This is a genomic window from Streptomonospora salina (genome assembly GCF_014204715.1).
In the GTDB taxonomy this organism is placed as follows: domain Bacteria; phylum Actinomycetota; class Actinomycetes; order Streptosporangiales; family Streptosporangiaceae; genus Streptomonospora; species Streptomonospora salina.
The window spans coordinates 21,393-28,986 of sequence record NZ_JACHLY010000003.1; the positions used below are offsets into that span (position 1 = coordinate 21,393).

Annotated in this window: 9 protein-coding genes; 7 read left to right on the forward strand and 2 right to left on the reverse strand. The window is 76.0% G+C overall.

The genetic code is table 11. The annotated features are described in order from the left end of the window. The first annotated feature begins 2 nt into the window (after window positions 1–2). The 7 genes from HNR25_RS25240 to HNR25_RS25265 all read left to right on the forward strand — a co-directional run bounded on the left by HNR25_RS25240 (window position 3) and on the right by HNR25_RS25265 (window position 6,117). Window positions 3–1,787 (forward strand): hypothetical protein, encoded by a 1,785-nt coding sequence (locus HNR25_RS25240; RefSeq protein WP_184640678.1) that lies wholly within the window; start codon window positions 3–5, stop codon window positions 1,785–1,787. A gap of 41 nt (window positions 1,788–1,828) precedes the next feature. After that, a complete protein-coding gene (locus HNR25_RS25245) occupies window positions 1,829–3,901 on the forward strand; it encodes a hypothetical protein (RefSeq protein WP_184640680.1) in 2,073 nt (690 codons plus the stop codon). A 236-nt stretch (window positions 3,902–4,137) separates the two neighbouring features. Beyond that, window positions 4,138–4,662 (forward strand): hypothetical protein, encoded by a 525-nt coding sequence (locus tag HNR25_RS25250; RefSeq protein WP_184640682.1) that lies wholly within the window; start codon window positions 4,138–4,140, stop codon window positions 4,660–4,662. A 135-nt stretch (window positions 4,663–4,797) separates the two neighbouring features. Then, window positions 4,798–4,944 (forward strand): hypothetical protein, encoded by a 147-nt coding sequence (locus HNR25_RS25255; protein ID WP_184640684.1) that lies wholly within the window; start codon window positions 4,798–4,800, stop codon window positions 4,942–4,944. Window positions 4,945–4,949: 5 nt separating this feature from the next. After that, window positions 4,950–5,084 carry a hypothetical protein gene (locus HNR25_RS26690; protein WP_281387849.1) on the forward strand — a complete coding sequence of 45 codons (135 nt, stop codon included), beginning with the start codon at window positions 4,950–4,952 and terminating at the stop codon, window positions 5,082–5,084. Beyond that, a complete protein-coding gene (locus HNR25_RS25260; protein WP_184640686.1) occupies window positions 5,084–5,572 on the forward strand; it encodes a hypothetical protein in 489 nt (162 codons plus the stop codon). Before HNR25_RS26690 ends, HNR25_RS25260 begins: the two co-directional genes overlap by 1 nt. Before the next feature lie 170 nt (window positions 5,573–5,742). Then, window positions 5,743–6,117: a hypothetical protein gene (locus tag HNR25_RS25265; protein ID WP_184640688.1), complete on the forward strand. Its 375-nt coding sequence runs from the start codon at window positions 5,743–5,745 to the stop codon at window positions 6,115–6,117. A 155-nt stretch (window positions 6,118–6,272) separates the two neighbouring features. On the opposite strand, the gene HNR25_RS25270 is transcribed toward HNR25_RS25265, so the two are convergent. Beyond that, window positions 6,273–6,614 (reverse strand): hypothetical protein, encoded by a 342-nt coding sequence (locus HNR25_RS25270; protein WP_184640690.1) that lies wholly within the window; start codon window positions 6,612–6,614, stop codon window positions 6,273–6,275. Then, complete coding sequence (locus HNR25_RS25275; protein WP_184640692.1) at window positions 6,611–7,387, reverse strand: ParA family protein; 777 nt, start codon at window positions 7,385–7,387, stop codon at window positions 6,611–6,613. The genes HNR25_RS25270 and HNR25_RS25275 overlap by 4 nt, the downstream gene beginning before the upstream one ends. Window positions 7,388–7,594: the final 207 nt, after the last annotated feature.

The window sequence follows — 7,594 nt, forward strand, 5'->3', positions numbered from 1 at the left end:
CGATGAGCGAGACCGAGCAGGAGCGGCCCCCCGCCGGGGCCGACGAGGACGAGGCGGCGCCGGCGGCGCCGCGCGAGCAGGCGCCGGCCCCGGCTGAGGCGGGCCCGGACCGTCCCACCGGGCAGGGGCAGGAGGCCGCACCCCAGCGGCGCATCCCGGCCGGTCAGATGGTGGCCGGGGGCGCGAGCACCGTGGCTGTGGGCGCGGCCGGGCTCTACCAGGTGGCCGGGGTGTGGGGGCTGGCCGGTGCCGGAGCGGCCTCGGCCGCGGGCGGGGCCGCCTACGGCTACCGGCGCTGGCGCCACCGCGGCGCCCGCCCGGCCGGGGCCGGCCCCGGCCGGGCGGGCGCGGGGCGCATGCCGGGGGCCCGCACCGGCGGTGCGGGGTCCCTGGGGCGTCTGGGCGGCCGCACGACCGGCGGCGCCGGGAAGTCCGGCGGCGGCGGGAAGTCCGGCATGGGTTCCCGGGGCGGTGCGGGCGCGGCGACGCGTTCGGGCGGTGTGGCCGGCGGCGGATCCGGCCGCTCGGCAGGTGCGGCGAGCGCGGGTGCGGGCCGTACCGGCGCCGGGCGTTCGGGCGCATCCGGGCTGGGTGGCGCCAAGCGCACCGGCGGTGCGGGCGCCGCCGGGGGTGCGGGAGGTTCCCGCCGCACCGGCGGTACCGGCGCCTCCGGCGGCCGCACCGGCGGCGCCAAGGGCCGTGGCGGGCCGCTCGGGAAGGCCGCGGGTGCCGCGCGCGGGTTCGCTTCCCGCACCGGCGGCGGCGCCAAGGGCGGCGGTGCGGGGTCCGCTGCGAAGGGGGGCCGTTCCGGCGGGCGCCGCCGGGGCGGGACCGAGCACGCCACCGCCGACGGGCCCCACACGGCCCGCTCCCGCTCGGGGGCGGGCGGGGCGCGGGGGATGCGCCAGGCCGCCAAGGCCGCCCGGGCGCGCGCGGGCGCTGCGGCGCGGCGCGTGGATGCCGCCACGGGCGGGCGCCTCTCGCGCGGGCTGCGCACCGGCGCGGCCGCCGCGGGCCGGGGTCTGCGCGCCGGCGGTGCGGCGGCCGCCCGCGGCGGGCGCCGCCTGGCCCGCACGTCGGCCGGGCGCCGCATCGCGGCCGCGGCCGCACGCGCCCGGCGCACCCGCGGTGTGCGGGTGCTGGTGGGCGTGGTCGCGCGCCTGGCGCCGCTGGCCGCCCGCCTGCGGTGGCGCCGCCGCGGGCCGGGTGCCCAGCACGAGGGCCAGGCGCAGGCCGCCGACTCCGGTCCCGCACCCCACACCGAGCAGCCCGGCGGCGAACAGGCCGCCGGTGACCCCGATCCCGGGCCCGATCCGGGCCCCGGGCCCCGCCACGAGCGGACCGACCCGAGCGGGTCGGCCCAGCCCGGACCGTCGGCAGGACCCTCTGCCGGCCCCGGCCCCCGCACGGGGGCCCCGACCGAATCCGCACCGAAGGACAGGAGCGCTCACGTGTCCACGAACCCGCTGGTCGCCAGCACCGCCGACCTGAACACCGCCGTCACCTCCTACGTGCCCGAGGACATGTGGTCGGTGCGCCAGGAGCTGCGCCAGCTCCCCCAGATCTCGGAGAACATCGCGCTGGCCTACCGCCGCTACGTGATGCAGCTGGCCGACAACTACCCCATCGACCCCCGCGTCACCGAGGCCATGTTCCAGCTGTTCCAGGCCTTCGCGCAGGCGGGCACGGCCGCCGCGGAGATCGCGCCGCTGTTCGAGCAGGTCCACGCCGAGGAGATCCGCCGCAACGACGCGCCGCGGCCCAACGAGCAGGCCTGGAACGTCTGAGACATCCGCTGACCTGCACGATCGAGTGAGAGGAGAGTCCGGTGGGCACCCACCGCACCCAGCGCACCCACACCACCAGCGTGGACTGGTCGCTGACCGGGGGCGGAGCCGCGTCGAGCACGACGGTGGCCGCCCTGGGGCTCACCGCCGCCGCGGCCGCCGGCACCGCCCTGGACATCGCCCCCTTCTGGGGGGCGGCCGGGGCGGTCGCCGGGGCCGCGACCTCGGTGGCGGTGGGAGCCCACTCCGAGGCCACCCCCGGTGGCCACGTGTTCAACCTCGCCCGGTGGGCCGGGGCCGGGTCCTGGCTGACCTGGTGCCTGGTGCACACCCCCTGGGATGTCAACACCCTGCTCACCCTGGGCGTGGGTGCGGCGGTCAGCGGCGGCCTGTCCAGAGTGTTCGCCGCCCGCTCCCGCGGCGAGGCCGCGGCGACGACCGGCGGTACCGCTCTGGTGCTGGGCTCCCAAGCCCGGCTGGAGCGCGAGTGGGAGGAGCGACTGGGGCGCATCACCCGCCGCAGGCCCTTCGCGGTCGAGGACGTGCGGCACTGGGCGACCGGGGCGGGCTACTCGCTGACCGTGACCCCGCCCGGGGGCATGACCCGCAAGGTGCTGGGTCCCTACGCCGACGCGCTGTCGGGCGACGCCCGCCTGCCCGAGGGCTGCGGCGTGGAGATCGACCGGGGCCCGCACCGCGGCAGCGTGGTGCTGCACGTGGCCACCACCGACCGGATGCGCGAATCGATCGACTACCCGGGCGACTTCGGGCCCCGCTCGATCCTGGACCCGGTGGTGCTGGGCGAGCACCGCGACTCCAGCCCCGCCCAGGTGTCGTGGCGCGAGCACTCCGCGCTGTTCGCCGGGCAGAAGGGCTCGGGCAAGACCACCCTGCTCAACGTGTCCACGGCCGGGGTGGGCCGGTGCACCGACGCGCTGATCTGGCACATCGACCTGACCGGCGGCGGGCTGAGCCGGGCGTGGCTGGAGCCGTGGCTGCGCGGCGAGTCCGAGCGCCCGGCCCTGGACTGGGCGGCCTGCACACCCGATGACGCGCTGGCCATGGTGCAGGCGGCGCTGGAGATCTCCCGCGGCCGCAAGGAATCGGCGTTCGACAAGAAGCTGGCCGCCGACAGCAGCCTGTTGCCCATCGGCGAGGACCTGCCCGAGATCGTGCTGATCGCCGACGAGGGAAAGACGCTGCTCAACCCCACCAACACCAAGGGCACGCTGGCCAAGGTCCGCAAGGGGTTGGAGGAGCTGCAGGACATCGCCCGCGACAGTGCGGTCACCCCGGTGCTGTCCTCGCTGCGCGCCACCGCCGACACCCTGGCCCCGGCCATCAAGAAGCAGGCGGTGTGCCGGGGGGCGATGGCCGGGTCCGACGACGAGGAGATCGCCTACCTGCTGGGGTGGAAGAACCTCTCCAGCGACGACCTGGCGGGGCCGGGCACCGGGTTCCTCACCGACGGCGGGCCCATCCGCCCGTTCCGGTGCTTCCAGCTCACCCCGCGCCGCATCGGCGAACTCGCCCTGACCATCGCGGCCCGGCGCCCGGAGCTGGACGCGGCCTCGGTCCGGGCGGCCGGGGCCGCCTACGCCCGGCGCTACGAGCGCATGGCCGCCACCTTCGGCGACGGGGCACCGGCCGCCGCAGAGGCCACCGAGCACGACCGCCAGGAGCGGGGCGTGCCCGCCGGGGCCGGGTCCGGGCGCGGCCACCTGCGCTCGGTGCCCATGAGCGCCCAGGACTGGCTGCGCGAAGACGACGACGAGGAAGGGGAGCTGGAGGAGGTCGGCGGCGGTGCCGCGGTGATCGCCGCGCCCGAGCAGTGGAGCCTGCCCGACCGCACCGGACCGGCCGAGGACGGCGAGCCCGATGTGCTGGGGCGCGCCCTGGCGGTGCTGGAGGAGGCCGGCGACGACCGCATCCACTCCGAGGACCTGGCCGCCGCGCTGGGCTATGCCAGCTCGTGGGCGCTGGCCGCCGACCTGAACGGCTACGGCGTGTCCACGCTGCCCAACAAGTTCAACCGCGGCGGGCGGACCGCCCGCGGCTACGCCCGCGAGGACCTGGCCGCGGCCGCCCGGCGCCAGAGCGCCCCGCCGGCCTGAGAACCGCCGGAGGGAGCTCGGGGGGTCGACTCCCCCGACCCCCCCATCCGGCGGATGGGTCCCCCAACCCCCTCACCCAACCCTGTGACCTGCGAAACGGGGGAGGGGTTGGGGGGGTTGGGGGAGTCGCCACACCCCCCGGTCCGCTCCGTCTGGGAGGCCGTCCCGGGGGGTGTGGCGACTCCCCCGGGTCCCCCATCTCCACGCACCCGCACCCGCCGAAAGGTGATCTCGTCATGCCCTACGCCGATGCCCTCACCGCCGTTCTCGCCGCCGTCGCGCTGGTGGCCGGCCACCACGCGGGCGACCGCTGGCTCCAAACCGACCACCAGGCCGTCACGAAGGGGGCGTGCACGCATGCGGGCCGGGCCGCATGTACCGGCCACGTCGCCACGCTGACGCTGGCCCAGCTCGCCATGCTGGCCCTGGTGCTCGCGGCCACCGGCACCGGGGTCTCGCCTCTGGCCCTGCTGCTGGGGCTGGGGCTCAACGCCGCCTCCCACTGGTGGGCCGACCGCCGCTTCACGCTGCGCGGCCTGGTGCTGGCCACCGACCCGATCGCCCACAAGAGCGGCTACTACGGCAACGGCGGCGCCGAGCCGCTGGACCAGGCCTTCCACTTCGTGTGGATCGTGCCCTGCGCGCTGGTCATCGCCTCCCCCGCTCCCCTGGCTCTGGCACTGACGGGCGCGGGTGTGCTGCTGCTGGCCGCGGCCGAGGCCGCCTCCCGGTGGGCCCGCACCCGCGAGCACACCGGCTGACCGCCGGCGCCTCTGCCGCCCACGCCGAAGCGGGGCGGTGGGGGGACCGCACGGTCCGACACGAAAACGACCCCGGTCGGCACATCTGCCAGGACGCCCGACCGGGGCCAACACCAGAAAGAGGTGCATGTCCCAGTGTCTCGCATCGTTGCGCACCTGCGCCGCCTGGCCGTCGTCCACGCCGCCCCCACCTGCTGCGGTCAGCCGATGCTGCCCGGCGGCGGCATCGGCGCGGTGGGCGGCTGGATTTGCCAGGTCACCCCGACCCACGTGCGGGGGTGACCGCCGTGCTGCGCATGCTGCGCGCGGCCGCGGCCGCCTTCGAGGTCCTGATCACCCACTGCCCCCGCTGCGGCCTGTCCTACGACGCCGCCGACCGGGGCGAGAAGAACTACCACACCCAGCCCGGAGGATGCCGCTGATGTCCGTACCGCTGAGCGACCTGCTGACCGCCCAGGCCCCCGAAGCCGACCGCATCGGCACCCCCGAGGTGCTGATCGACCCCGCGCTGCCGCACGTTCCCCCGGACCAGCGCGACCAGGCGGCGGCCACCGCCCGCGACGTCGCCGGCGAGGTGTTGCACGCCCGCGGGGCGCTGCCCGCCCAGAGCCTGGCCCGCGTGACCGCGCGCCCGGGGTGGTGGGGCGCCTGGGCCCGGGTGCTGTGCACTTCCCGCTACGCCACGACGCGTCTGCTGACCGCGGCCGCGGTCCTGGCCGCCCTGGCGGCGGCCACCGGCGCCACATGGCCCCAGATCGGGGCGAGTGCGGCGCTGGGCGTCGCGCTGAGCTCCGTCATCGACGCCTGGCGCCAGGACCGTCTCCAGCGCGCCACCGCGCGCGACATCGAGGACGAGGCCGGCCGCCTGCTGGCCCGGGCCGGGCTGGACGACGTCCTTCCCACCCCGTGACCGCCTGACCGACGACCACCCCCCGCGGCGCCCCCGGCCGGATGGCCGGGGGCGCCTTCGTGTGTCGGGCCGAATCCCAGAGCAGAAGTGATACGCATCGCACGCGTGATACGAGCGTCGGATCCCGCGTTCTGCGGAACACCGGCCCGGGCTCCCGCTACGGTCGCCTCATGCCTCGCTACGAACTCGACGCCCTACTGGAGGGCATCTGCGCGGTGTTCAAATCCGCCGGCCTCCAGGACGCTGCACAGGCAGGGCCCGGCTACGACGCCACGCCGGTCGGCGAGTACACCGTGCGCATCCGCTGGCAGTTGCCCGGCCGCGGCCGACGCGGCAGGCGCGCCGCCAACGAAGCGCGCACGGCCGCCATGCACACCGCCCTGGGCGAACTCCTCCGCGCGCAGGGCTACGGCTTCCACCGCAGTCTCGACGCCGACTCCCGCGAATGCCTCCTGGTGCAGACGCCGGACGCCCCGTGGCCCGTCCACGAGGCCGCGATCTCTGCGCGCGCCCGCGCCCCAGCGCAGACCGTCTCGACCGGCTGAACTCGCGTGATACCCGTCGCACGGGTGATACGCGAAGGACGTATCACCCGTGCGACGGGTGCGACGGCCCCTAGCGACGCCCTGTTCGACCGTCGCTGACAAGCGGGGCGTGGTCCCCGTCGCACAAGTGCGACGTCGCACGGGTAGCACGAGTATCACGCGTGATATTCGTGCTTGATGGCGTCGGAGACCCCGTCGGCGTGCTCGGCCGCGGCGCGCAGCAGGCGGCTGGCGACCTCGTGCTTGGGCGCGCGGGTGGCGTGGTGGATGTCGTCCACGGCGGCCTGGAACGCCTCGGCGGCCGCCTTGTCCACGTACCAGCTGCGCCGGGTCTTCTCCGGCTCCGCCTGCGGCGCCGACGCCGGCTGCGCCGGGGCCGCCGGGGCGGGCTCGGCGGGGGTCGCGTGCTCCTGCTGGCGCATGGTGGCCAGGCGGTTCCAGTCGTCGGCCACTCCGCCCATGTCCGGCGGCGCCGGCTTCTTGCGGGCCGCGCTCATCGCCGCACCGCCTTGGCGAGGTCGCGGTACCACCCGGCGGCCTCGGAGTCGGGGGCGTACTCGGTGACCGGAAGTCGCGCGCGCCAGGCTTCGCGGATCTCCTTGCGCTTCTTGATCTCGGCGATCACCGGCGGCTCGCCCAGGTTGCGGAAGGCCTCCAGGGTGCTGGTGACCACGGCGCCGTCGCGGGTGTCGACGCGGCTGGGCACCAGGCCCACCACGTCCAGGTCGACTCCCATCACGTGGCCGAGCGTGCCGACCTGGCGCAGCAGCAGCCGCAGCGCGCGGATGGAGGAGTCTTCGGCTTCCACGGGCACGATCAGCCCGCCCCCGCGGCCCGGCCGCCGGCGCCCGGCCATCAGCGCCGCGTCGGTGGAGGCGCCCAGCGACGGGGGGCAGTCGATGAGGCAGACGTCGTAGTCGTCCTCCAGCGTCTCCAGCAGCCGGGCCAGGCGGTGTTCGCGCCCGGTCGACATGTACAGGCCCCGGTCCAGCAGGAACGCGTCCAGGTTGGTCGGGACGACGTGCAGGCGGGGCCGGTACTGGGCGACCAGCTCGCGCACGTCGCCCGACCACTCGCCCAGCATCGCCATCTTCAGCGTCGCCTCGTCCGGCGACTCCGCCACGCCCAGGGCTTCGGTCAGGTGGCCTTGGGGGTCGAGGTCGACCAGCAGCACGCGTTCGCCGGCCTCGGCGAGCGCGCCGCCCAGACCGATGGTGTTCGCGGTCTTGCCGACCCCGCCCTTCTGGTTGATCAGGTCGTAGACGTCCATGCGGGAAGCCTAGACCTCGCACCCCTCGCACGCGTGATACGTGTGCGACGTAGCACGCGTGATACGTGTATCACTGCTGGTGAGGTGGGGTAGCGACACGCCCGGCCAGTCTGCTGGAGGTCGCGTCGGGTACATGGGATTACGGGTTCCCGCAACTGCGGCTAGTATTGACCACGCATACAGCTGACGCGAAAAGTAGCGCGAAAA

Coding starts and splice junctions, on each gene's coding strand:
- HNR25_RS25265 (WP_184640688.1), top strand. CDS start 5,743: ATGCCTCGCTACGAACTCGACGCCCTACTGGAGGGCATCTGCGCGGTG.
- HNR25_RS25240 (WP_184640678.1), top strand. CDS start 3: ATGAGCGAGACCGAGCAGGAGCGGCCCCCCGCCGGGGCCGACGAGGAC.
- HNR25_RS25270 (WP_184640690.1), bottom strand. CDS start 6,614: ATGAGCGCGGCCCGCAAGAAGCCGGCGCCGCCGGACATGGGCGGAGTG.
- HNR25_RS25275 (WP_184640692.1), bottom strand. CDS start 7,387: ATGGACGTCTACGACCTGATCAACCAGAAGGGCGGGGTCGGCAAGACC.
- HNR25_RS25260 (WP_184640686.1), top strand. CDS start 5,084: ATGTCCGTACCGCTGAGCGACCTGCTGACCGCCCAGGCCCCCGAAGCC.
- HNR25_RS25250 (WP_184640682.1), top strand. CDS start 4,138: ATGCCCTACGCCGATGCCCTCACCGCCGTTCTCGCCGCCGTCGCGCTG.